Raw genomic sequence first — 21,257 nt, 5'->3', positions numbered from 1 at the left:
GCCATGGTCACCCAGGTTCCCGCGGAAGAGTACGGCGACGAGCGCGGAGCCCTGCTGAACTTCCTGGCCGAGCAGCGCGGCGGCATCCGCCGGGCGGTGCTCGCGCTGACCGACGAGCAGGCGTCCTCGCGGCCCAGCGCCAGCGAGCTGTCCCTGGCCGGTCTGGTCAAGCATGTGGCCGAGGTCGAGCAGTACTGGATCTCGCTGGCCAAGGGCGAGCCGCCGGCCGTGCTGCGGGACCGGTCGAACTGGCACGAGTGCTTCATGCTGGTCGACGGGGAGACGGTCGCCTCGCAGCTGGACTACTGGGAGAAGGTCGCCGCCGAGACCGAGGCCTTCATCCGCTCGGCGCCGAGCCTCGACGACACCTTCGCGCTGCCCGACATGCCGTGGTTCCCGCCGGAGGGCCGGGTGTCCCTGCGCTGGCTGGTGCTGCACCTGATCCGCGAGTCGGCCCGGCACGCGGGGCACGCCGACATCATCCGGGAGTCCCTGGACGGGAAGACGGCGTTCGATCTGGTTGCCCTCGCCGAAAGCTGAGGTCATAACCTGGACCGCATGTCAGCGATCCGTCTCCTGGTGCTCGGCGCGGTGCGTCAGCACGGTCGGGCCCACGGCTACCAGGTGCGCAACGACCTGGAGTACTGGGGCGCGCACGAGTGGTCCAACGCCAAGCCCGGCTCGATCTATCACGCCCTGAAGCAGATGGCGAAGCAGGGACTGCTGCACGCGCACGAGATCGCGCCGTCCACGGCAGGGGGCCCGCCCCGCACCGAGTACGAGATCACGGACCAGGGCACCGAGGAGTATCTGCGGCTGGTCCGTGAGGCGCTGACCTCCTACGACCAGAAGATGGACGTGAAGTCGGCGGCCATCGGCTTCATGGTCGACCTCCCGCGCGCGGAGACGGTGGCCCTGCTCAAGGAGCGGATCCGGCGCAGCGAGGAGTGGCGGTCGGCCGTCACTGAGCACTACGTGCCCGAGGAGGGCCCCGGCCAGCTGGGCCATATCGGCGAGATCATGAACCTCTGGGTCCATACGGCCGACGCCGAGGCCGAGTGGACCCAGGGGCTGATCGACCGGATCGAGGGCGGCGCGTACACCTTCGCGGGGGAGGGCGAGCCGTTCGTCGGTGTCCTCACGGAGGGCGAGGAGAACCCGTACGCGACGGGAGAGCGGCATCCGGGCGATGTGCGCTAATCAAGTTTGACGACTGAAGTCCGGGGTATTAGCCTCGGGCGGGTAGTCAACTTTGACTAACGAAGGAGAGTCCGTGGCCGACACGGCGATCACCGTCGAAGGCGCACACAAGAAGTACGGCGAGAAGAAGGCACTGGACGGGCTCGACCTACGGGTCGCGCGCGGCACCGTGCACGGGGTGCTGGGGCCGAACGGCGCGGGCAAGACCACCTTGGTCCGCGTCCTCTCCACCCTCCTGCGGCCCGACAGCGGCCGGATCGAGGTGGCCGGGCACGACGTGGTGACCGAGTCCCGCGCGGTCCGCGTCCGCATCGGCCTGCTCGGCCAGCACGCGGCCCTCGACGAGGAGCTCGGCGGCAGGCAGAACCTGGAGCTGTTCGGCCGTCTGTACCACCTGGGCGCCCGCCACGCGCGCGTGCGCGCCGACGAGCTCTTGGAGCGCTTCGGCCTCACCGACACCGGCCGCAAGGCGGTACGGCAGTACAGCGGCGGTATGCGGCGACGCCTGGACCTCGCCGCGTCCCTGATCACCGACCCGGAGGTGCTGTTCCTGGACGAACCCACGACCGGCCTCGACCCACGCGGCCGCGCCGAGGTGTGGACCGCGGTCCGCTCCCTGGTCGGCGGCGGTACGACGGTCCTGCTCGCCACCCAGTACCTGGAGGAGGCCGACCAGCTCGCCGACCGCATCTCGGTCGTGGACGCCGGACGGGTCGTCGCCGACGGCACGGCCGACGAGCTGAAGGCGGCCACCGGCGGCGACCGCATCGACGTCGTCCTGCGCGACGCGGGCCAACTGGGCGCCGCCGTCGCCCTGTTGCCGTTCGACCCGGCGGGCGTCCGGGTCGACACCGACCGCCGGCTGCTGAGCGCCCCGGTCACCGACCGGATGGCGGCGCTCTCCGGGGTCGTACGGGCCCTTCAGGAGGCCGGCATCGAGGCGGAGGACGTCGCCCTGCGCCGCCCGACCCTGGACGAGGTGTTCCTGCACCTGACCGGAGACGACCGCCGAGTGAAGGAGCCCGCATGACCTTGAGCACCTACGCGCTGACCGACTCCTGGACCATGACCCGCCGTGAACTCGCCCACTGGGCACGGCAGCCCGTGCAGGTCGTGGTCAGCCTGGTCTTCCCCGTCATGCTGCTGCTGATGTTCGGCTACCTCATCGGGGGCGGCCGGGGCGTTGAGGGCTCCTACATCGACTATCTCGTCCCCGGCATGCTCGCGCTCACCATGGCCTTCGGCCTGGAGGGCACGATGATCGCGGTCACCCAGGATCTCAACAAGGGCGTGATCGACCGGTTCCGTACCATGCCGATGGCCAACGGGGCAGTGCTGGTGGGCCGTTCCGCAGCCGACATGCTCCAGTCGGCACTGGCCCTGACGGTGATGATGGCCGTCGGGTATGCGCTCGGCTGGCGCGTGGATGGCGACCTGGGCGCCTTCCTGGGCGCCGTGGGACTGCTGCTGCTCTTCCGCTTCGCCATGCTGTGGATCGGCATCCACCTGGCGCTGGTGGCCGGGAAGCCGGAGATGGTGCAGGCGGTGCAGATCCTGGTCTGGCCGATCGGCTTCCTGTCCAACGCCCTCGCCCATCCCGGCTCCATGCCCGACTGGCTGGGCACGGCCGTCGAGTGGAACCCGATGTCCCGGACGGCGACGGCCGTACGCGACCTGTTCGCCGGCACGGGCACGGAGCATGTGGGGGCGGCGGTCGTCTGGCCGTTGGTGCTGCTGGGGGTGTTCTTCCCGCTGGCGGTGCGGCGGTTCGGGCGGCTGAGCAAGTAGTCGGGTGCGGGGTGGAACCCGGGCCCGGTCTGCGGTGTATCAGAAGTAGCAATCGGCTGCTGAGCACCGCAGATCGGGGGGGCCATGAAACGGCGAGCGCGCCTTGCGGCGAAACGCGCCCTAGTGATGAAACGCCGTCGCCCGCGCCGCCTCGCGCCCCAAGGGATGCTGCTGCCGTCGCAGTTCCGGCAGCAGGCGTTGGAGGTCGTCCATGAGCAGGGCGGCGAGGTCCGTCGAGAAGCCGTTGCGGCACACCACCCTCAGCACGGACAGGTCCTCACGGTTCGGCGGGAAGGTGTACGCGGGGACCAGCCAGCCGTGCTCGCGCAGCCTGCGGGACACGTCGAAGACGTCGTACGCCTTCACGTCCGGCGCCGTGGTGAAGGCGAAGACGGGCAACTGGTCGCCTCGGGTGAGCAGTTCGAAGTCGCCGAGGGACTCGATGTGCCCGGCGAGACGGTTCGCGACGTCCCGGGAGGCCTGTTGCACGGCCCGGTAGCCCTCGCGGCCCAGCCTAAGAAAGGTGTAGTACTGCGCGACGACCTGGGCGCCGGGGCGGGAGAAGTTCAGCGCGAAGGTCGGCATGTCGCCGCCCAGGTAGTTCACGCGGAAGACGAGTTCCTCGGGCAGCGCCGCCTTGTCGCGCCACAGCGCCCAGCCGACGCCCGGGTAGACCAGCCCGTACTTGTGCCCGGAGGTGTTGATGGAGGCCACGCGCGGGAGGCGGAAGTCCCAGACCAGGTCCTCGTCGAGGAAGGGGGCGACCATCCCGCCCGAGGCGCCGTCCACATGCACCGGGATGTCGAGCCCGGTGCGCTCCTGGAAGGCGTCCAGGGCGGCGCACAGGTCGGCGATGGGCTCGTAGGACCCGTCGAAGGTGGAGCCGAGGACGCCCACGACCCCGATGGTGTTCTCGTCGCACAGCTCGGCCGCCACCTGGGGATCGAGGTGGTACCGGCCGCCCTCCATCGGGACCATGCGGGCCTCCACCTCCCAGAAGTTGCAGAACTTCTCCCAGCAGACCTGGACGTTGACGCCCATGACGAGATTCGGGCGGCCACCCGTGTTCCGTTTGCTCCACCGGCGCTTGAGCGCCATCCCCGCGAGCATGCACGCCTCGCTGGAACCGGTCGTCGAACAGCCCACGGCGGCCGACGGATCGGGCGCGTTCCACAGGTCGGCGAGCATCGCCACACAGCGCCGCTCCAGCTCGGCGGTGCGCGGGTACTCGTCCTTGTCGATCATGTTCTTGTCCCGGCACTCCGTCATCAGCACCCCGGCCTGCGGCTCCATCCAGGTGGTGACGAAGGTGGCGAGATTCAGCCGGGAGTTGCCGTCCAGCATCAGTTCGTCGTGGACGAGCTGGTAGGCCGTCGTCGGCGGCAGCGGGCTGTCCGGGAGCCGGTGCTGGGGCGGCGCCTCGGTCATGCCGCCGACCGGATTGGCCTCCCCGTAGAAGGGATTGACGGACGCAGGGCGCTGGTCGGGTCGGTCGGGTCCTTTGTGCAGTGCCATCGAAGTCTCCTAGTGGTTCGGGGTGTTCAGCGGACGGGAGTGCCGTCCTCGCGCAGTTGCATCTGCGGGCGTCCGGTCACCAGCAGCCAGGCGGGGAGCGACGCGATGCACAACAGGGCCAGGATCTCGGGGGAGGACACCAGGACGGCGGCGGTGAACAGGCTCACCCAGCCCTGCCGGGTGATGGCGAGCAGCACCCCGAGCACGCCCGTCGCGACCCCGAGCGCCGGATGCACGTCCGGCACCAGGGCATGGGCGCACAGGCCCAGGGCCGTCCCGACGAACACGGCCGGGAAGATCCGCCCGCCCCGGAAGCCGCAGCAGGTGGCGACGAGCAGCGCGGCCAGCTTCACCACCGCCATCCCCGCGAACCCGCCCGCCGACCAGCCCTCGGGATCGCTCGCCAGCTCCGCGACCTCGTCCAGCCCCTTGAAGAGCGTCAGATGCCCGCCCAGGGCCCCCAGCAGCCCCAGCACGAGCCCGCCCAGCGGAAGCATCAGCATCGGGTGCCGCAGCCGGGCGAAGGCGGCGTGGACGTACGGGAAGGCGTACACCGCCGCCATTCCGAGCAGCGCGCCCGCCGACGCGATCACCAGGGCCGTCAGCAGATCGCCCCAGCCGGGTCGCCCGAAGGCCGGCAGATCCAGGTCGAAGCTCGGATGCGCCACCAGCGTGGTGGTGATCGCCCCGGCGGCGGCCGCCACGAGCGGCGCGAAGACGTTGTCCCACAGCGCCCCCTTCGTCTGCCGTCCGGCCAGTGCCTCCGAGATCACCAGCGCCGCCGCCACCGGTGTGCCGAACAGCGCGCCGATCGTCGCGGCCTCCGCCAGTGCGGCCCACAGAGCGCCCGGCGCCCGGGGCAGGAAGCGGCGCCCGCACCAGACGGCGAGCCCCACATTGACGGCGATGATCGGGTTCTCCGGGCCGAGACTCGGTCCGCCCGCGAGCATCAGGGTGGCCGCCAGCAGCAGCCCCGGCAGCACGACGGGCGGCAGCGTGGGCGCGGCCAGACCGGTGGTGGCCGGATCGGGTCCGGCGTGCCCGGGCGCCTTCCACACCACCAGACCGACGGCCACTCCGGTCGTGGTCAGCATGACCAGCATCCACAGCACGGAGTAGCGGCCCACGCCCAGCGCGTCGGGCAGGTCCTGCCAGAGCACGTCCTGGAATGCCTCGGCCGCCTCGCTCACCCCGAGGAACAGCAGGCTGGCACCCACGCCCACCAGCAGGGAGGGGAGGATCAGCGGCAGCAGGGCGCGTGCCGAGGGCGCCGGGGCGGCGGGCGCCTGCGGCGCGGTGTCCTGAGGCACGAGGGACACGATAAACGGGCAAACCAGGCGATACGGCCATATCGAATGGGCTTGCACCTCACGTGGCGTGAGGATTCACCGTGGAGTGCGTACCGAGAAGGGAGCGGACGAAGTGAGCTACTCCGTGGGACAGGTCGCGGGCTTCGCCGGAGTGACGGTGCGCACACTGCACCACTACGACGACATAGGCCTGCTCGTCCCCAGCGAGCGCAACCACGCGGGCCACCGGCGCTACAGCGACGGCGACCTGGACCGGTTGCAGCGGATCCTGTTCTACCGGGAGCTCGGCTTTCCGCTCGACGAGGTCGCTGCCCTGCTCGACGATCCGGACACCGACCCGCGCGCGCATCTGCGCCGCCAGCACGAGCTGCTGACCGCCCGGATCGAGAAGCTGCAGAAGATGGCGGCGGCCGTGGAGCAGGCCATGGAGGCACGCAAGATGGGGATCAATCTCACGCCGGAGGAGCGCTTCGAGGTCTTCGGGGAAAAGGACCCCGAGCAGTACCGCGAGGAGGCGGAGGCACGCTGGGGCAACACCGAGGCGTACGCCGAGTCCCAGCGCCGCGCCGCGACGTACACCAAGGAGGACTGGAAGCGCATTCAGGCCGAGGTCGACGACTGGGGCGAGCGGTACGCGGCCCTCGTGGCGGCCGGCGAGCAGCCGTCCGGCGAGGCGGCCATGGACCTCGCCGAGGAACACCGGCAGCACATCAGCAGGTACTACTTCGAGGTCCCCCACGAGATGCACCGGTGCTTCGGCGACATGTACGTCTCCGACGAGCGCTTCAAGGCGTTCTACGACGCCATGCACCCGGGCCTGGCCGAACATCTGAGGGACGCGATCAAGGCGAACGCCGCCCGCCACACCGCGTGATCCCTGGTCCGGGAGTGGCTCTACTCCCGGACCAGGACCACAGCAGTCCCGTACGCGCACACCTCGGTGCCCACGTCGGCGGCATCGGTCACATCGAACCGGAACGCCAGCACCCCGTTGGCCCCACGCGCGCGTGCCTGCTCCACCAGCCGCTCCATGGCCTGGTTGCGGGTCTGCACCAGCGTCTTGGTGAGCCCCTTGAGCTCACCGCCGATCATCGACTTCAGCCCCGCGCCGATCTGGCTGCCCAGATGCCGGGAGCGCACCGTCAACCCGAAGACCTCGCCGATGACCTCCTGGACCCGGTGACCGGGTACGTCGTTCGTGGTGACCACCAGGACGTCGGGCTGGGGACCCTGTCCGCCGCCGTACTCATCGATACCCATGGTTCACAGCTTTGCCCGAGCCGTCGCAAAGGGCATCCTGTGTGCACCCATGGAACCTGGGCATCCAGCGGTGCGTTGGTAGTAGTGCCGCGTTGGTACGTTTAGCAGCCAGCCCCCGCCCGCCCCACCCCGCAGGAGCCACGAACCCGTGACCACGCTTGCGCTCGGCCCCGAGTGGCTCAGCCCGGACTATCTGATCGAGACCTTCAGCCTTCCCGGCATTCTGCTGATCGTCTTCGCCGAGTCCGGCCTCTTCGCGTTCCTGCCCGGTGACTCGCTGCTGTTCACGGCGGGCCTCTTCGTGGCCGAGGGGAACTACATCAGCCAGCCCCTGTGGCTGGTCTGCTCCCTGATCGTGCTCGCCGCCGTCATCGGCGACCAGGTCGGCTACATGATCGGCAAGTTCTTCGGTCCGAAGCTCTTCAACCGCCCCAACTCCAAGCTCTTCAAACAGGAGAACCTGGAGAAGGCGCACGAGTTCATGGAGAAGTACGGCCCGAAGGCGATCGTCCTGGCCCGCTTTGTGCCGATCGTGCGCACCTTCGCACCCATCGTGGCCGGCGCCGGCCGGATGAAGTACCGCACCTTCCTGACGTACAACATCATCGGCGGCGTTGCCTGGGGCACCGGCGTCACGCTCGCCGGCTACTGGCTCGGCCAGATCGACTTCATCAAGACCAACGTCGAGGCGATCCTCATCCTGATCGTCTTTGTCTCGATCGTCCCGATCATCATCGAGTACCTGCGCGAGCGCTCGAAGAAGAAGCGAGCGGCGGCCCAGGCCCCGGCGGTCCAGCCCCACCAGCAGCAGCACCCGCAGATGATGGACGACGCGACGACCCAACTCCGCCGCATCGACCCGACGGACCAGCCCCCTCAGCAGCAGTACTACGGCCAGCAGCAGCCCTACGCCCAGCAGTACCCCCAGCCGTACGGCAACCAGCAGTACGACCAGCAGCAGAACAACCAGTACCCCTACAACCAGGGCTACTAGAACCCCCTAAGGGGGCTCAGAACCCCCGAGTCCGCTTCGCAGCCTTGCGCCCCTGCCCGGCCCCACCCGGAATCCGCAAGAACATCCGCGAGATCTCCGAGCCCAGATTCACCCCGATGGCAATGGCCATGGCCAAGGACGCCGCCGTGGCCAGCGACACCAACCCCTTGTCCACCTCGTTCTGCGCGATGGACAACAACCCGAAGTAGGTGGCGGACCCCGGCAACAGGGGCCCGATCGCCGCGGTCGTGTACGGCAGCGCCGAAGCGAACCGGTACCGCGACAGCAACTGCCCGAACAGCCCCACCAGCCCCGCCGCCACGGCCGTAGAGGCAACCGGCGACAGGCCGCCGGTGTAGTGCATCGCGCCGTACACCGACCAGGCGACCCCGCCGTTCAGGGTCACCGCCAGCACGGTGGGCCGTTCCTGCTGCAGCAGCACCGCGAAGGTCAGCGACAGCAGCATCGACGCGCCGATCTGCCACAGCGGCCGCGAGGAGATGCTCAGCGCCGCGTCGGGGTTCAGCTTGGCGCCGAGGTTCACGCCGAAGTACAGGACCACCAGCACCCCGACGACGATCCCGACGAAGAAGTACATGACCTCCAGCAGGCGCGCGGAGGCGGTGATGTAGAAGCCGGTCAGACCGTCCTGCACGCCCGCCACCAGCGCCCGCCCGGGCAGCAGCGCGAACAGCCCACCGGTGATCACGGCGGACGCCTTCGCGTCCACATGCGCCAGATTCAGCGCGACACCTATCGCGGCGGGAGGCATCGCGGCCACCGTGAACTGGTAGAACTCCGGCAGCCCCCGCCCCGCGCACAGCCACGCCAGCCGGTCGCCGAGCATCGCGCCCACCGCCGCGGCGATGAACACGATCAGATCACCACCGACGAGCACCGAGGCAGCGCCGGCCAGCAGCCCGCTCGCCGATGTCAGCACCCAGGTCGGATACGGGTGCCGATTACGGCGGATCTCCGCGAGCCGCCGGTAGGCCTCCTCCAGGGAGAGATGGCTCTCCGGGTCGCTGAGGTCGTCCACCAGCCGGAACACGGCCGCGAGCCGTGTGTAGTCGGTCCCGCGCCGCCGTACCGTACGCGCCGCCGACACCGGATCGTCCACCAGCGAGGGCTGGTAGGAGATCGACAGCAGCGTGAAGGTGACATTCGGCTCGCAGCGGTCCAGGCCGTACGACCGGCAGACCGCGAACATCGCCGCCTCGACGTCCTCCGCGCCCTCCCCGCCCGCCAGCAGCAACTCGCCGATGCGCAGCGTCAGGTCGAGCACGCGCGGGACGGCCGGACCCTCCTCCTCGGTCTTGGGGATCCGCTCCGGCGCGGGCCGCTCGGCCACCGGCATGCGCAGCATCGTGCGCATCCGGTCCTGCCAGGGCACGTTCTTCGTCAGACTGACCAGGGGAACCCCGGTCGCCGGGGTGAACGCGGGCGGCGCGTCCTTGGCGTGGTAGGTCCTCGGCGTACTGAACGCCGACCCCTCCGGCTCCCCGGCGGGCCCCGGCGGGGCGTCGAACCCGTCCGGGAGGGCGAACTCGGACGATGTCTCCGACTCGCCCCCGCCCTTGGGGACGGTGAGCCCTTCGGGTATGGCGAACTCGGATGTGATCTCGGGGTCGAACGTACCGCTCGCCTCGTCCGACTGCGGCTTGCGGTCCTCCGCATCCGTCACTTGCGCAGCGCTCCCTGTACGACGCCTCAAAGCCAAGCCTCAGTATGCGCACACAAACCAAAACGGGCCGCACGCGTGCGCGTGCGGCCCGTCAGGGGACGGGGATGCTCAGTGGCCGCCCTGGTCCTTGAAGCGCTTGTAGGACCGCTCGATCTCGGCCTCGGCCTCGGTACGGCCCACCCAGTCGGCGCCCTCGACGGACTTGCCGGGCTCCAGGTCCTTGTAGACCTCGAAGAAGTGCTGGATCTCCAGGCGGTCGAACTCCGACACGTGGTGGATGTCGCGCAGGTGCTCCACGCGCGGGTCGGTCGCCGGGACGCACAGCAGCTTGTCGTCGCCGCCGGCCTCGTCGGTCATCCGGAACATGCCGATCGCGCGGCACTTGATGAGGCAGCCCGGGAAGGTCGGCTCGTCAAGGATGACCAGCGCGTCCAGCGGGTCGCCGTCCTCGCCGAGGGTGTTCTCGACGAAGCCGTAGTCGGTCGGGTAGGCGGTCGAGGTGAAGAGTCGACGGTCCAGGCGGATCCGACCGGTCTCGTGGTCCACCTCGTACTTGTTCCGCGAACCCTTCGGGATCTCGATCGTGACGTCGAACTCCACCGGTGGCTCCTCCATGATCAGCACATAGTTCTGGTGGTTAAGTGTCCCTCACGCAGGTGTGTGATCGCGAAAGGGGCTGGTGGTCGTGCCAGAGCTGAGGTCTTGGCGGGCCGCGAGACCGCGTGCGGCGCGGATCGCGGGCGCCCTACGACCGCGTCTCGTGCGGCTCGGCCGAGCCGTCTCGGCGCAGGTCACAAGGCCGAAGACCTGGCAGTACACCGCCGGCGCCGCCACCGTAGGCCTCGCTCTCGCCGTCGGTGTGGTGACCGCCGCCGGTCCCTGGGACTCCTCCGGTCAGCGTACGGCCGAGCGGGACCGGGCAGCCGCCCAGGAGCACACGGGTGGCGCAGATCACGGTCGTAATTCCGCTACGACGGCCACGGCGCCCCGACCCGCCCCCAGCGCCGCATCCGTCCTCAGCGGCCTCAGTGGCTCGGCCGGCCGGGTGAAGTCCGCGCCGGGCGGAAAGGCGCTGGCCGGCGTCCTGGACCCGCTCCTGGACGCCCCCGCGCTCGGCAATCGCCACTCCTCCTCCGTCGTCGATGTCACCACTGGCAAGCGCCTGTACGGCGCCGGTGCCGGCACCGCGCTCACCCCCGCCTCCACCACGAAGATCGCCACCGCCGCCGCGGCCCTGTCCGCCCTCGGCCCCGACCACCGCCTCACCACCCGCGCCGCCCTGGAACCCGACACCGAGGAACTGGTGCTGGTCGGCGGCGGCGACCCCACGCTCACCGCCCGCGAGGACGCCGAGGGCCTCGCGAGCCTGCGCGCCCTCGCAAAGGACACCGCCGCCGCCCTGAAGAAGGACGGCGTGCGCGAGGTGACGCTGTCGTACGACACCACGCTCTACGCGGGCGACGAGGTCCACCCGATCGGGGTCAACGACAACCTCGCCCAGGTCAGCGCCCTCATGGCCGACGAGGCGCGCACCGACGACTCCGCCAGCGGCCCCGCGCCCCGCGCGGCCGACCCGGCGGCGGAGGCGGCCCGCACCTTCGCGGACCTCCTGAAGGACCACGGCATCTCGACCACCTCCCCCGGCCCCTCCAAGGCGACCGACCGCGCCGAGACCCTCGCCGAGGTCTCCTCGCCGCCGCTGTCGGCTCTGGTCGAACGCATGCTCACCAACAGCGACAACGACATCGCCGAGGCCCTCGCCCGCCAGACCGCGATCGCCACCGGCGAACGCCCCGACTTCGACGGCGCGGGCCGCGCGATCCGTGCCGAACTCAAGAGGCTCGGACTCCCGGTGACCGGCGCCGACTTCAAGGACGGCAGCGGCCTGAACCGCGGCGACCTCCTCACGGCGGACACACTGACCGCACTGCTGGCGAAGTCGGGCGACCTCGCCCACCCCGAACTCCGGCCGATCCTCACGGGCCTGCCCGTGGCGGGCTTCACCGGCACCCTGACCAGCCGTTACACGGACGGCGCGGCAGGCGTCGTACGAGCGAAGACAGGCACCCTGACCGGCGTGAACGCCCTCGCCGGAACGGTCGTGGACCAGGACGGCCACCTCCTGGCCTTCGCGTTCCTTGCCACGGACACGACCGACCCGGCAGCGGCCCAGTCGGCGCTGGACGCGGCGGCCACGGCGCTGGCGGCGTGCGGCTGCGGCTGAACCGGCCCGAACACGCCCGGGTCGCGGCCGACCTCGACGCCCTGCCCCCAGCGGCAGCGCTCACGTACGGTTGACGCATGACGAGCATCGGTGGTGCGGCAACTCCTGGGATGGTCGACTGGAATCTCGCGGTGGCGACCGCGACCCGGCTCGTACGGCCGGGCCCCGAGGTCAGCCGCGACGAGGCCCGCGCCGTCGTCGCGGAGCTGCGCCGGCACGCCAAAGCCTCGGAGGAACACGTCCGGGGCTTCACTCGTCTGGGCACCGAGGACACCCACGACACGCCCGTCCTCGTCGTCGACCGCCCCGGCTGGGTCCGGGCCAACGTCGCCGGCTTCCGGGAACTGCTCAAACCGCTGCTCGACAAGATGCAGGAGCGTCGCGTCTCCACCCCCGGCGGCGCGGTCCTCGGCGCCGTCGGCGGCAAGGTCACCGGCGTGGAACTGGGCATGCTGCTGTCGTTCCTGGCCTCCCGCGTCCTCGGCCAGTACGAGACCTTCGCCCCCGCCACCCGCGAACTGCCCGCGGGAGCGGGCGGCGGCGGCCGGCTGCTGCTCGTCGCGCCGAACATCGTCCACGTCGAGCGCGAACTCGACGTCCAGCCCCACGACTTCCGCCTGTGGGTGTGCCTGCACGAGGAGACCCACCGCACCCAGTTCACCGCCGTGCCCTGGCTGCGGGACCACCTGGAGGGCGAAATCCAGTCTTTCTTGGGGGAGACCGACGTCGACCCCATGACCGTCCTGGAGCGCATCCGCGAGGCCGCGCAGTCCCTCGCCGGGGGCCGCCCCGAGGCCGAGGAGGACGACGGCGGACGCTCCTTCGTCGAGATCGTGCAGACCCCGGCCCAGCGCGAGATCCTCGGCCGCCTCACCGCCGTGATGTCCCTTCTGGAGGGCCACGCCGACTTCGTCATGGACGGGGTGGGTCCAGAAGTCGTACCGACCGTCTCCGAGATCCGCGAGAAGTTCCAGCAACGGCGCGCGAAAGGCGCCTCCCGGCTGGACATGGCCCTCCGTAAGCTGCTGGGTTTGGATGCCAAACTCAGGCAGTACCGCGACGGCGAACGCTTCGTGCGGGCCGTCGTCGACCAGGTCGGCATGGGCGGCTTCAACCGCGTGTGGACCTCCCCGAACACCCTCCCGACCAAGGCGGAGATCGCCAAACCGGCGGACTGGGTCGCACGGGTGCACCGCAAGGCCGAGTCGTGAACCCCCGGGGAGCGTCGTGAAACGAATCCGGCCGACGGCAGGCGAACGCCCCTTCAATCACCCGTCCGAGGGACCGTGAGCCATGGGTAGGCGTGCAATGCTCGGGGAACCGCCCGGTTCTGTCACCATCTACACACTCTGAGTGACCGAACCTCGGGCTCACCCCCCGAAAACTTCATGAAGGGAACCGGACATGGGTCCCCATCCTGCGGTCGCGGCGATACGCCTGGCGGTCCGCCGCGTCCTCCACGACATCCTCAACGACCACGGCCGTATCTCCACCGACACCCCGCACGAGCGCCCGCCGTCGCCGCTCGTGCTCGTGGCGTGCTCCGGCGGCGCCGACTCCATGGCCCTCGCCTCCGCCCTCGCCTTCGAGGCCCCCAAACTCGGCATCCGCGCGGGCGGCATCACCGTCGACCACGGTCTCCAGCCCGGCTCCGACCTGCGCGCCGCGGAAGTCGTCCTGCGCCTGCGCGAACTCGGCCTCGACCCGGTCGAGTCCACCGCCGTCAGCGTCGGCCGCGAGGGCGGACCCGAGGCCGCCGCCCGCGACGCCCGCTACGCCGCCCTCGACGCCGCCGCAGGGCGCCACGGCGCCACGGCGATCCTGCTCGGCCACACCCGCGACGACCAGGCCGAAACCGTCCTGCTCGGCCTCGCCCGCGGCTCCGGCATCCGCTCCCTGTCCGGAATGGCCTCGGTCTCGGGGGCCGACGGCCGTTACCGACGCCCCTTTCTCGAACTCGACCGGCAGACCGCCCGCAGGGCCTGCATGGTCCAGTCCCTCGCCGTCTGGGACGACCCCCACAACGCCGACCCCGCCTACACGCGCTCCCGTCTGCGCCACGAAGGCCTGCCCGCCCTGGAGAAGGCCCTCGGCAAAGGCGTCGTAGAAGCTCTCGCCCGTACGGCCCAACTGTCCCGCGACGACGCCGACGCCCTCGACGCCTGGGCCGGCCAGGCCGAAGCCTCCGTACGCGACGCCGCGGGCCTGCTGGAGTGCGCCAAGCTCTACGCCCTCCCGCCCGCCGTACGCCGCCGGATCCTGCGCCGCGCCGCCATCGAGGCGGGCGCTCCGGCCGGTTCGCTGTTCGCCCGGCACATCGAGGAAGTCGACCGCCTGATCACCGGATGGCGCGGCCAGGGGGTCATCAATCTCCCCGGCAAAGTCGTGGCCCAGCGCCAGGGTGGCAGACTGGTGATTCGGCAAGGCTGAATCCTTACCCCCGCCAAGGGGGGCGGACGGCCGGTGGGACGACCGAAAGTGATGCGGGTGGACGCGAAAGACATGGGTGCCGACCTTCAGCAGGTGCTCATCACCAAAGAAGAGATCGACGCGAAGCTGGCCGAGCTGGCCGCGAAGATCGACGCGGAGTACGCGGGCAAGGACCTGCTCATCGTCGGCGTCCTCAAGGGCGCGGTGATGGTGATGGCGGACCTCGCCCGGGCGCTGTCCACCCCCGTCACCATGGACTGGATGGCCGTGTCCTCCTACGGCGCGGGCACCCAGTCCTCCGGCGTGGTGCGGATCCTCAAGGACCTCGACACCGACATCAAGGGCAAGCACGTCCTGATCGTCGAGGACATCATCGACTCCGGCCTGACCCTGTCCTGGCTGCTGTCCAACCTCGGCTCCCGCGAGCCCGAGTCGCTCAAGGTGTGCACCCTGCTGCGCAAGCCGGACGCCGCCAAGGTCGCCATCGACGTCGAGTGGGTCGGCTTCGACATCCCCAACGAGTTCGTCGTCGGATACGGCCTCGACTACGCCGAGAAGTACCGCAACCTCCCGTTCGTCGGTACGCTCGCGCCTCACGTCTACGGTGGCTGACCTTGTGGCTCGGCCGGTGACTGAGCCACAAGGGCGACGCTTGTAGGACGATCGGGAACCCCAGCGCGGTTCGCGCCGTTGGAGCATGCAGAGACGGGATTGCCAGCCGCCGTGCGGCTTCAGGCCGATGCTGGGGTACCGTCAGAAGAACTGTCTTATCAAACTCACTATGGCAGGAGGGACGGGGCGACACCGCTCCGTATGGATGGACGTGAAGCGATACTTCCGTGGGCCGGTCATGTGGATCGTGCTGGCCGTCCTTGCCGTGGTCGTGTTGATGCAGGTCGTCGGCTCGTCCGGCGGCTACAAGACGGTGGACACCGGCCAGGTCGTCCAGGCGATCAATGACAACAAGGTCGAGTCGGCCAAGCTGACCACCGGCGACGAGCAGACCATCAAGGTCCAGCTCAAGGACGGCGAAAAGATCGAGGACAGCTCGAAGATCCAGGCGAGCTATATCGGCGACCAGGGTGTGAACCTCGCGAACACCCTGCAGACCAAGTTCCAGGACAAGCAGATCCCGGACGGCTACACGGTCTCGCCGACCAAGCAGAACGCCTTCGTGAGCATCCTGCTCTCGCTGCTCCCCTTCGTTCTCATCGTGGTCGTGTTCCTGTTCCTGATGAACCAGATGCAGGGCGGCGGCTCCCGAGTCATGAACTTCGGGAAGTCCAAGGCCAAGCTCATCACCAAGGACACCCCGAAGACGACGTTCGCGGACGTCGCCGGCTCGGACGAGGCGGTCGAGGAACTCCACGAGATCAAGGAATTCCTCCAGGAGCCCGCCAAGTTCCAGGCCGTCGGCGCCAAGATTCCCAAGGGCGTACTCCTGTACGGCCCTCCCGGCACCGGCAAGACCCTGCTCGCGCGCGCCGTCGCGGGCGAGGCCGGCGTGCCGTTCTACTCGATCTCCGGTTCCGACTTCGTCGAGATGTTCGTCGGTGTCGGTGCCTCCCGAGTCCGTGACCTGTTCGAGCAGGCCAAGGCGAACGCCCCGGCGATCGTCTTCGTCGACGAGATCGACGCGGTCGGCCGCCACCGCGGCGCCGGCCTCGGCGGCGGTCACGACGAGCGCGAGCAGACCCTGAACCAGCTGCTCGTCGAGATGGACGGCTTCGACGTGAAGGGCGGCGTCATCCTGATCGCCGCCACGAACCGCCCCGACATCCTCGACCCGGCCCTCCTGCGCCCCGGCCGCTTCGACCGCCAGATCGCGGTCGACCGCCCCGACATGCAGGGCCGTCTGGAGATCCTCAAGGTCCACCAGAAGGGCAAGCCGGTCGCCCCGGACGTCGACCTCTCCGCTGTCGCCCGCCGTACGCCGGGCTTCACGGGTGCCGATCTGTCCAACGTCCTGAACGAGGCCGCCCTGCTGACGGCCCGCTCGGACAAGAAGCTGATCGACAACCACATGCTCGACGAAGCCATCGACCGCGTCGTGGCGGGCCCGCAGAAGCGGACCCGGATCATGTCGGACAAGGAAAAGAAGATCACCGCGTACCACGAGGGCGGCCACGCCCTGGTCGCGGCGGCCTCCCCGAACTCCGACCCGGTCCACAAGATCACGATCCTGTCCAGAGGCCGCGCCCTCGGCTACACGATGGTCCTGCCGGACGAGGACAAGTACTCCACGACCCGCAACGAAATGCTGGACCAGCTCGCGTACATGCTGGGCGGCCGCGCGGCCGAGGAGCTCGTCTTCCACGACCCGACCACGGGCGCCGCGAACGACATCGAGAAGGCCACCGCCACGGCCCGCGCGATGGTCACGCAGTACGGCATGACCGAGCGCCTCGGTGCGATCAAGTTCGGCGGCGACAACACCGAGCCCTTCCTCGGCCGTGAGATGGCTCACCAGCGTGACTACTCGGAAGAGGTCGCCGCGCTGGTGGACGAGGAGGTCAAGAAGCTCATCGAGACGGCGCACAACGAGGCCTGGGAGATCCTGGTCGAGAACCGCGATGTCCTCGACAACCTGGTGCTGGCCCTGCTGGAGCGGGAGACGCTGGGCAAGGAGGAGATCGCCGAGATCTTCGCGCCCATCGTCAAGCGCCCGCCGCGGCCCGCCTGGACCGGCTCCTCCCGCCGTACGCCGTCCACCCGTCCGCCGGTGCTCTCCCCCAAGGAGCTCGCACTGACGAACGGCGCCAACGGCGCGACTCCGGCGATCACCACCGCCAAGTCGACGGTGACGGAGCCCGCCCCGGAGCCCGCTCCCGAGGAGCGCCCGGAGAGCTGACCCGGGCCCCGGTGACCTCGCCGGGGCCGGAATGGATGCCGCGTTCCCCTGGTTTTAGCCTGGGGGGCGCGGCATCGTCGTATGTCCGCAGTTCAGACGCGTGACCCACACGCGCCACCCGCACAGGAACGAGGCACCACATGACCGACCCCGTCACGCTGGACGGCGAGGGCCGCATCGGCGAGTTCGACGAGAAGCGCGCCGAGAACGCCGTACGCGAACTGCTGATCGCGGTCGGCGAGGATCCGGACCGGGAGGGCTTGAGGGAGACGCCGGGGCGGGTGGCCAGGGCGTACAAGGAGATATTCGCGGGGCTGTGGCAGAAGCCCGAGGACGTGCTGACGACGACGTTCGACATCGGGCACGACGAGATGGTGCTCGTGAAGGACATCGAGGTGTACAGCACCTGTGAGCATCATCTGGTGCCGTTCCGGGGCGTGGCGCACGTCGGGTACATCCCGGCCACCACCGGCAAGATCACCGGGCTGTCCAAGCTGGCCCGGCTCGTCGATGTCTACGCCCGCCGCCCTCAGGTGCAGGAACGACTCACCACGCAGATCGCGGACTCCCTGATGGAGATCCTTGAGCCGCGGGGCGTGATCGTGGTCGTGGAGTGCGAGCACATGTGCATGTCGATGCGGGGCATCCGCAAGCCCGGTGCGAAGACCATCACCTCGGCGGTGCGCGGTCAGCTGCGGGACGCGGCCACGCGCAACGAGGCGATGAGCCTGATCATGGCGCACTGACGGCCGTACGGCGTCACGCCGCCGGTGCCGCCCCTGCGCCGTTGTGTTCGTCGTCCTCCGGGAGTTTGCAGACTCGCTCCAGGAAGATGGCCGCCGCTATGACGGCGATGCCCGCGACGACCGAGAAGCCGGCGTAGATGGCCTGGTCGCGGCGGGCGGGGATGTCGAGGACTTCCAGGAGGAAGGCGCCGGTGCCGCCGTACATGCCGGCGACCAGGGCCGCGACCAGGGCGCTGGCCTGGCCGAAGACCACTGCTCGGGCGGCCATCAGGGGGTCGACGCCCTTGGCGCCGGGGCGACGCTCGCGCTGGGCCTTGAGGCGGGAGCGGATCGAGAGCGCCGTGGCCAGCAGGACCGCGGCGATCAGGGCGAGGACGATGGGGGCGGCCAGGGGGACGCTCGGCAGGGTCCCGATCGAGTTCCAGAGGCGGGCGCCCGCCCAGGACAGGACGCCGGCCACGACGAACACGCCGGCCAGCACCCTGATGCGCAGCTCTCTCACGGTGTCCCTTCAGCTCCCCCGGATCTCCACGGGCTGTGGTCGATCGTCTTGACCTTAACGACTACTCGGGCAGCCGGAGTTCCAGGTCTGCGCGGGGGGAGACGCCTTCCCGGGTGACGGTGCCGAGCAGGTCGGCGACCGCGCCGTGGCCGGGCAGCTGTGCCTCGGGTTCCACGTCGTGCCAGGGGGCGAGGACGAAGGCCCGCTCGTGGGCCCGCGGGTGGGGGAGGGTGAGGGCGGGGTCGTCGGAGACGACGTCGGCGTAGGCGACGATGTCGACGTCGAGGGTGCGCGGGCCCCAGCGTTCGTCGCGGACGCGGTGGAAGGCCTCCTCGACCGCCTGCGCCCGCTCCAGGAGCGAGGACGGGGGGAGGGTGGTCTTGAGGACCACGACCGCGTTGAAGTAGGAGGGCTGGCTGCCCTGCTCGACGCCCCATGGCTCGGTCTCGTAGACGGGGGAGACGGCCTTGATGCGCAGGCCGGGGGTGTCCTCCAGCGCGTCGATGGCGCCCTGGAGGGTCTCCAGGCGGTTGCCGAGGTTGGAGCCGAGGGAGATCACGGCTCGCTGCGGGTTGTGCAGGGTGGTGTCGGCGGCGTCGACCTTCTCGACGACGGAGGCGGGTACCGGCTGTACGGTCGGGTCGCTGTGACCCTCGGTGAAGAACGCGGTCATACTCGGCTCCGGGTGATGGTGACGGTCACGTCGTCGAAGGGGACCGTGATCGGCGCGTCGGGTTTGTGGACGCGGACCTCGACCTCCTGGACCCCTTCGTGCTTCAGACAGGCCTGGGCGATGCGCTCGGCGAGGGTTTCGATGAGGTTGACGGGCTCGCCCTCGACGACGGCCACGACCTCCTCGGCCACGATGCCGTAGTGCACGGTCTTCGCCAGGTCGTCGTCGGCGGCGGCCGGCCGGGTGTCCAGGCCCAGCACGAGGTCCACGATGAAGGTCTGGCCCTCCTCGCGCTCCTTGGGGAACACACCGTGGTGCCCGCGGGCCTTCAGGCCGCTCAGCGCGACACGATCCACGCGAATCACTCCTGCAATCGTCGGTAGCGGCCGGTCCGAACCGTGTGCGGGCGGCACACCGGCCGCGAACGAATCTACCTGCGGGCACTGACAGGGCCGTTCCACGGGGGCATGGGCCCGCGCCGGGGTCCGCAGGTTTCATCGCGTGTTTCCCCTGGGGAACCCGACGGCTCATGGGTTGGTAGCCGCCCCTACCCAGAGCGACGTGATTCCAACCACTTGTTGGTCCCTGCGGGGCGCCTACCCACTCAGGAGGGGGTGTCGTCGCCTTCTTCCTCGTCGGTTTCGGCCAGAACGGGTGAGGCGTGGTGGGACCAGAGTTTCCAGCCGGCCGGGGTACGCCGGAAGACGTTGGTGGCGACGACGAGCTGGCCGACGAGCGGGCCGAGCTCCTCACTGCCCTCGGGTGCGGGGCCGCCGCTGAGGATGTTCTCGGTGCAGGTGACGAGCGCGGTGTCGCCGGTGACGGAGACATGCACGTCGGTGAGGAAGAACTGGATGTACTCGGTGTTCGCCATGATCAGCGCGTACGACCTGAGGACCTCGCCGCGGCCGGTCAGTACCGGCCAGCCGGGGTGCACGCAGGAGATCACGCCGGTGTCGGCCGGGTCGTGGTAGCTCTCGTCGACGCCGAGGTCGGCCGGGGTGAGCCAGAGCGAGGACAGCTCCTCGAAGTCGCCGCGCTCCATCGCCTCGTAGAAGGCGGTGTTCGCGGCTTCCACCTGCTCGACATCGGTGTGGGGGGCGCTCACCGGGCTCCTTCGGGGGTGTGCGCGCCCGGTGCGTGCGCGATGTCGCGCGCTCCCTCCACGGCGCGTGAGACCCGTACGGCGTCCGCCGTCGCGCGCACCTCGTGCACGCGCACCGCCCATGCGCCGGCGTGCGCCGCGAGCGCGGAGACGGCGGCCGTGGCCGCGTCGCGCTCACGCGCGGGCGGCGGCGCGCTCTCCGGCCCGGCCAGGACCCGGCCGAGGAAGCGCTTGCGGGAGGCGGCGACGAGCAGCGGGTGGCCGAGGCCGAGCAGTCGGTCGAGGTGGGCGAGGAGGACGAGGTCGTGCTCGGCGTCCTTGGAGAAGCCCAGGCCGGGGTCGACGACGATGCGGTCGGGGGCGACGCCGCCGGCCAGAACGGCCTCCACGCGTGCGTGCAGTTCGTCGACGACCTCGGTGACGACGTCGTCGTAGACGCCCTTGACGTTGCCGCCCTCCAGGAAGCCGCGCCAGTGCATGACGATGAAGGGGGCGCCGGCGTCGGCGACGACGGGGATCATCGCGGGGTCGGCGAGGCCGCCGCTGACGTCGTTGACGAGGGCGGCGCCGGCCGCGAGGGCCTGTTCGGCGACGGACGCGCGCATGGTGTCGACGGAGATGGTGGCGCCCTCGGAGGCGAGGCCGCGGACGACGGGGATGACGCGCTTGAGTTCCTCGGCCTCGTCGACGCGGGTGGCGCCGGGGCGGGTGGACTCGCCGCCGACGTCGACCAGGTCGGCGCCCTCGGCGACCAGGGCGAGGCCGTGCTTGACGGCCGCGGTGGTGTCGAACCATCGGCCTCCGTCGGAGAAGGAGTCCGGGGTCACGTTCACGACTCCCATGACCGCGCAGCGGTCCCATTCAGGAAGGCCTGCCACGCGCCCGCGTCCGCTCTGCTTGCTCATACGTTCAGCGTAGGCCCCGGGCGGGCCCCGCTGGTCGCGCGGTTGGGTTGTGGCTCTTGGTGGCGCGACG

General features: G+C 70.1%; 22 protein-coding genes. 12 read left to right on the top strand and 10 right to left on the bottom strand.

The genetic code is table 11. The features are described from left to right. Positions 1–3 precede the first annotated feature (3 nt). From H4N64_RS20475 to H4N64_RS20460, 4 genes are all read left to right on the top strand, one after another. Entirely contained in the window at positions 4–540 is a 537-nt protein-coding gene (locus tag H4N64_RS20475; RefSeq protein WP_186283835.1) for a DinB family protein, read from the top strand. A gap of 18 nt (positions 541–558) precedes the next feature. After that, positions 559–1,200: a PadR family transcriptional regulator gene (locus H4N64_RS20470; RefSeq protein ID WP_186283834.1), complete on the top strand. Its 642-nt coding sequence runs from the start codon at positions 559–561 to the stop codon at positions 1,198–1,200. Between the two features lie 73 nt (positions 1,201–1,273). Next, positions 1,274–2,230 carry an ATP-binding cassette domain-containing protein gene (locus H4N64_RS20465; RefSeq protein ID WP_186283833.1) on the top strand — a complete coding sequence of 319 codons (957 nt, stop codon included), beginning with the start codon at positions 1,274–1,276 and terminating at the stop codon, positions 2,228–2,230. A gap of 2 nt (positions 2,231–2,232) precedes the next feature. Further along, positions 2,233–2,988 carry an ABC transporter permease gene (locus H4N64_RS20460; protein ID WP_186283897.1) on the top strand — a complete coding sequence of 252 codons (756 nt, stop codon included), beginning with the start codon at positions 2,233–2,235 and terminating at the stop codon, positions 2,986–2,988. Between the two features lie 120 nt (positions 2,989–3,108). On the opposite strand, the gene H4N64_RS20455 is transcribed toward H4N64_RS20460, so the two are convergent. Together H4N64_RS20455 and H4N64_RS20450 are read right to left on the bottom strand one after the other, a co-directional pair. Further along, positions 3,109–4,503, bottom strand: coding sequence for a glutamate decarboxylase (locus H4N64_RS20455; protein ID WP_186283832.1), 1,395 nt, complete (start codon positions 4,501–4,503; stop codon positions 3,109–3,111). Between the two features lie 26 nt (positions 4,504–4,529). Then, positions 4,530–5,813 carry an ion channel protein gene (locus H4N64_RS20450; protein ID WP_186283831.1) on the bottom strand — a complete coding sequence of 428 codons (1,284 nt, stop codon included), beginning with the start codon at positions 5,811–5,813 and terminating at the stop codon, positions 4,530–4,532. A gap of 112 nt (positions 5,814–5,925) precedes the next feature. Here H4N64_RS20450 and H4N64_RS20445 point away from each other — a divergent pair, with 112 nt between their 5' ends. Continuing rightward, positions 5,926–6,687 (top strand): TipAS antibiotic-recognition domain-containing protein, encoded by a 762-nt coding sequence (locus H4N64_RS20445; RefSeq protein WP_186283830.1) that lies wholly within the window; start codon positions 5,926–5,928, stop codon positions 6,685–6,687. A gap of 20 nt (positions 6,688–6,707) precedes the next feature. Here the strand turns inward: H4N64_RS20445 and H4N64_RS20440 are convergent, their stop codons facing one another. Continuing rightward, entirely contained in the window at positions 6,708–7,073 is a 366-nt protein-coding gene (locus tag H4N64_RS20440) for a YbjQ family protein (RefSeq protein ID WP_186283829.1), read from the bottom strand. Between the two features lie 148 nt (positions 7,074–7,221). On the opposite strand from H4N64_RS20440, the gene H4N64_RS20435 reads away from it, so the two are divergent. Beyond that, on the top strand, positions 7,222–8,067 hold the full coding sequence (locus tag H4N64_RS20435; protein ID WP_186283828.1) for a VTT domain-containing protein: 846 nt from the start codon (positions 7,222–7,224) through the stop codon (positions 8,065–8,067). Positions 8,068–8,083: 16 nt separating this feature from the next. On the opposite strand, the gene H4N64_RS20430 is transcribed toward H4N64_RS20435, so the two are convergent. Together H4N64_RS20430 and H4N64_RS20425 are read right to left on the bottom strand one after the other, a co-directional pair. Beyond that, positions 8,084–9,751 carry a threonine/serine exporter family protein gene (locus tag H4N64_RS20430; RefSeq protein ID WP_186283827.1) on the bottom strand — a complete coding sequence of 556 codons (1,668 nt, stop codon included), beginning with the start codon at positions 9,749–9,751 and terminating at the stop codon, positions 8,084–8,086. 108 nt (positions 9,752–9,859) lie between these two features. Then, entirely contained in the window at positions 9,860–10,351 is a 492-nt protein-coding gene (locus tag H4N64_RS20425) for an inorganic diphosphatase (protein ID WP_031487466.1), read from the bottom strand. Between the two features lie 79 nt (positions 10,352–10,430). Here H4N64_RS20425 and dacB point away from each other — a divergent pair, with 79 nt between their 5' ends. From dacB to folE, 6 genes are all read left to right on the top strand, one after another. Beyond that, positions 10,431–11,975, top strand: a complete 1,545-nt coding sequence (gene dacB / locus H4N64_RS20420) for a D-alanyl-D-alanine carboxypeptidase/D-alanyl-D-alanine endopeptidase (RefSeq protein WP_186283826.1) — start codon at positions 10,431–10,433, stop codon at positions 11,973–11,975. 77 nt (positions 11,976–12,052) lie between these two features. Then, complete coding sequence (locus H4N64_RS20415) at positions 12,053–13,186, top strand: zinc-dependent metalloprotease (protein ID WP_186283825.1); 1,134 nt, start codon at positions 12,053–12,055, stop codon at positions 13,184–13,186. 193 nt (positions 13,187–13,379) lie between these two features. Then, positions 13,380–14,405, top strand: a complete 1,026-nt coding sequence (tilS, locus tag H4N64_RS20410; protein WP_186283824.1) for a tRNA lysidine(34) synthetase TilS — start codon at positions 13,380–13,382, stop codon at positions 14,403–14,405. A gap of 51 nt (positions 14,406–14,456) precedes the next feature. After that, positions 14,457–15,017 carry a hypoxanthine phosphoribosyltransferase gene (gene hpt / locus H4N64_RS20405; RefSeq protein ID WP_015658790.1) on the top strand — a complete coding sequence of 187 codons (561 nt, stop codon included), beginning with the start codon at positions 14,457–14,459 and terminating at the stop codon, positions 15,015–15,017. 205 nt (positions 15,018–15,222) lie between these two features. Next, on the top strand, positions 15,223–17,256 hold the full coding sequence (ftsH, locus tag H4N64_RS20400; RefSeq protein WP_186283823.1) for an ATP-dependent zinc metalloprotease FtsH: 2,034 nt from the start codon (positions 15,223–15,225) through the stop codon (positions 17,254–17,256). Between the two features lie 140 nt (positions 17,257–17,396). Beyond that, positions 17,397–18,002 (top strand): GTP cyclohydrolase I FolE, encoded by a 606-nt coding sequence (gene folE, locus H4N64_RS20395; protein ID WP_186283822.1) that lies wholly within the window; start codon positions 17,397–17,399, stop codon positions 18,000–18,002. 13 nt (positions 18,003–18,015) lie between these two features. Here the strand turns inward: folE and H4N64_RS20390 are convergent, their stop codons facing one another. The 5 genes from H4N64_RS20390 to folP form a co-directional block, all read right to left on the bottom strand. Next, positions 18,016–18,504, bottom strand: a complete 489-nt coding sequence (locus tag H4N64_RS20390; RefSeq protein ID WP_186283821.1) for a DUF3180 family protein — start codon at positions 18,502–18,504, stop codon at positions 18,016–18,018. A gap of 61 nt (positions 18,505–18,565) precedes the next feature. After that, positions 18,566–19,177, bottom strand: a complete 612-nt coding sequence (gene folK / locus H4N64_RS20385) for a 2-amino-4-hydroxy-6-hydroxymethyldihydropteridine diphosphokinase (protein ID WP_186283820.1) — start codon at positions 19,175–19,177, stop codon at positions 18,566–18,568. Continuing rightward, entirely contained in the window at positions 19,174–19,533 is a 360-nt protein-coding gene (gene folB, locus H4N64_RS20380; protein WP_186283819.1) for a dihydroneopterin aldolase, read from the bottom strand. The genes folK and folB overlap by 4 nt, the downstream gene beginning before the upstream one ends. A 248-nt stretch (positions 19,534–19,781) precedes the next feature. Next, positions 19,782–20,285 carry a nuclear transport factor 2 family protein gene (locus H4N64_RS20375; RefSeq protein WP_186283818.1) on the bottom strand — a complete coding sequence of 168 codons (504 nt, stop codon included), beginning with the start codon at positions 20,283–20,285 and terminating at the stop codon, positions 19,782–19,784. Continuing rightward, positions 20,282–21,187 (bottom strand): dihydropteroate synthase, encoded by a 906-nt coding sequence (gene folP / locus H4N64_RS20370; RefSeq protein WP_186283817.1) that lies wholly within the window; start codon positions 21,185–21,187, stop codon positions 20,282–20,284. Before folP ends, H4N64_RS20375 begins: the two co-directional genes overlap by 4 nt. Between the last annotated feature and the right edge of the window lie 70 nt (positions 21,188–21,257).

The organism is Streptomyces cupreus (assembly GCF_014257025.1).
Taxonomy (GTDB): Bacteria; Actinomycetota; Actinomycetes; order Streptomycetales; family Streptomycetaceae; genus Streptomyces; species Streptomyces cupreus.
This window is presented reverse-complemented; position numbering and strand designations above follow the sequence as displayed.

Bases quoted from the DNA above. Each gene is read 5' to 3' on its own strand.
- H4N64_RS20475 (WP_186283835.1), top strand. From the start codon at position 4: ATGGTCACCCAGGTTCCCGCGGAAGAGTACGGCGACGAGCGCGGAGCC.
- H4N64_RS20470 (WP_186283834.1), top strand. From the start codon at position 559: ATGTCAGCGATCCGTCTCCTGGTGCTCGGCGCGGTGCGTCAGCACGGT.
- H4N64_RS20455 (WP_186283832.1), bottom strand. From the start codon at position 4,503: ATGGCACTGCACAAAGGACCCGACCGACCCGACCAGCGCCCTGCGTCC.
- H4N64_RS20440 (WP_186283829.1), bottom strand. From the start codon at position 7,073: ATGGGTATCGATGAGTACGGCGGCGGACAGGGTCCCCAGCCCGACGTC.
- H4N64_RS20415 (WP_186283825.1), top strand. From the start codon at position 12,053: ATGACGAGCATCGGTGGTGCGGCAACTCCTGGGATGGTCGACTGGAAT.
- tilS (WP_186283824.1), top strand. From the start codon at position 13,380: ATGGGTCCCCATCCTGCGGTCGCGGCGATACGCCTGGCGGTCCGCCGC.
- hpt (WP_015658790.1), top strand. From the start codon at position 14,457: ATGCGGGTGGACGCGAAAGACATGGGTGCCGACCTTCAGCAGGTGCTC.
- ftsH (WP_186283823.1), top strand. From the start codon at position 15,223: ATGGACGTGAAGCGATACTTCCGTGGGCCGGTCATGTGGATCGTGCTG.
- folE (WP_186283822.1), top strand. From the start codon at position 17,397: ATGACCGACCCCGTCACGCTGGACGGCGAGGGCCGCATCGGCGAGTTC.
- folK (WP_186283820.1), bottom strand. From the start codon at position 19,177: ATGACCGCGTTCTTCACCGAGGGTCACAGCGACCCGACCGTACAGCCG.
- folP (WP_186283817.1), bottom strand. From the start codon at position 21,187: ATGAGCAAGCAGAGCGGACGCGGGCGCGTGGCAGGCCTTCCTGAATGG.